The organism is Acidocella sp. (genome assembly GCF_028687955.1).
Classification (GTDB): Bacteria; Pseudomonadota; Alphaproteobacteria; order Acetobacterales; family Acetobacteraceae; genus Acidocella.
Window position 1 is genome coordinate 1 of sequence record NZ_JAQTZC010000073.1, and the last position, 1483, is coordinate 1483.

Sequence of the window (1483 nt, forward strand, 5' to 3'; positions counted from 1 at the left end):
GCGCTCATAACGCGGCGAAGCCCCTTGCCGCGTGCGGGGAAACATGCCAAAGGCTGCCCTCCCCTGCTGGGTGCGTGGCATCGCGCCCGGCTAATGCTCGCCCCGATTTTGGGGGGTCCAGACCCGGACCGGAGCTGAAACCAGCCGAAGGGAGTCACAATGCCGTTATATGAAACCGTGATCATTGCACGGAGCGAAATCACGCAGGCACAGGCCGACGCCGTTGCCGACGCCGTGACCGCCCAGCTCGAAACCGATGGCGGCGCTGTTAAAAAGCGCGAATACTGGGGCCTTCGCGGCCTTGCCTACCGGATTAAGAAAAACCGCAAGGGCCATTACATCCTGCTCGGGCTTGATGCGCCCTCCCCCGCCGTGAAGGAGCTGGAACGCCAGCTGACCCTGAACGAGGACGTGCTGCGCTTCATGACCGTGCGCATCGAGGAAATCACCGAGGAACCCTCCGTGATTCTGTCGCGCAAGTCCGACGACCGTGAACGCGGCTTCCGTGGGCCCAAGCCCGCCGGACGCTTCGAGACCGGCCGCAAGCGCGGCTTCGATGAAGGCCGCGAGGAGTTCCGCGCGCGTGACGAGTTCCGCGCCGACCGTGACGATTACGGCGCTGAGGAGGAAATCTGATGTCTGAAGCAACCACCCCCGATGCTGGCCTGCGCCGCCCCGCTGTTGGCGCCCGCAAGCCCTTCTTCCGCCGGAAGAAATCCTGCCCGTTCTCCGGCGCCGGCGCGCCGGTGATCGACTACAAGGATGTGCGGCTGCTCTCGCGCTTCCTCTCCGAGCGCGGCAAGATCGTGCCGTCGCGCATTACCGCGGTGTCCGGCAAGAAGCAGCGTGAACTGGCCAAAGCCATCAAGCGCGCCCGCTTCCTTGCCCTTCTCCCCTATGTGCTGAGCTAAGAGGAGCAAGAAACATGGCACAAGTAGAACTGATCTTGCTCCAGCGCGTCGAAAAACTCGGCCAGATGGGCGAAATCGTCAAGGTCAAACCCGGCTATGCGCGCAACTTCCTGCTGCCGCAGTCCAAGGCCGTGCGCGCGACCAAAGCCAACCGCGAGCGCTTTGAGCGTGAGCGCGCCCAGCTTGAAGCGCAGAACATCAAACGCCGCGACGAGGCCGAGCGTGTGGCCGAGCGCGTGCAGGGCCTGAGCATCACCCTGATCCGTCAGGCCTCCGATGCCGGCGCGCTGTATGGCTCCGTCTCCAGCCGTGACATCTCCGACGCCTGCACCGCTGCGGGTCTCGGGATTGAACGCGCGCAGGTGCTGCTGGTTCACCCCATCAAGTCGCTCGGGATTTCCGCAGTGCGCGTTGCGCTGCACCCGGAAGTCTCCATCGACGTGAAGGTGAATGTGGCACGCTCCGTCGAGGAAGCCGAGAAGCAGGCGCGCGGCGAGACGATCGCCGCCGAACCGGACGAAAAGCCGGAACTCGGCCCGCTGTTTGGCGAGGAAGACACCGCCGCGTAAGCC

Annotated in this window: 3 protein-coding genes; all 3 read left to right on the top strand. The window is 64.6% G+C overall.

All coding sequences use genetic code 11. From position 1 onward, the window contains the following. Positions 1-159 precede the first annotated feature (159 nt). Genes rpsF through rplI form a run of 3 tightly spaced genes read left to right on the top strand, consistent with a single transcriptional unit; the run spans position 160 to position 1480 of the window. Positions 160-636: a 30S ribosomal protein S6 gene (gene rpsF / locus PHE40_RS09430; protein WP_291425396.1), complete on the top strand. Its 477-nt coding sequence runs from the start codon at positions 160-162 to the stop codon at positions 634-636. Beyond that, positions 636-911 (top strand): 30S ribosomal protein S18, encoded by a 276-nt coding sequence (rpsR, locus tag PHE40_RS09435; protein WP_291425397.1) that lies wholly within the window; start codon positions 636-638, stop codon positions 909-911. Before rpsF ends, rpsR begins: the two co-directional genes overlap by 1 nt. A gap of 14 nt (positions 912-925) precedes the next feature. Then, the gene (gene rplI, locus PHE40_RS09440) at positions 926-1480 is read left to right on the top strand and encodes a 50S ribosomal protein L9 (RefSeq protein WP_291425399.1); all 555 of its coding nucleotides are present in this window, start codon (positions 926-928) and stop codon (positions 1478-1480) included. Positions 1481-1483: the final 3 nt, after the last annotated feature.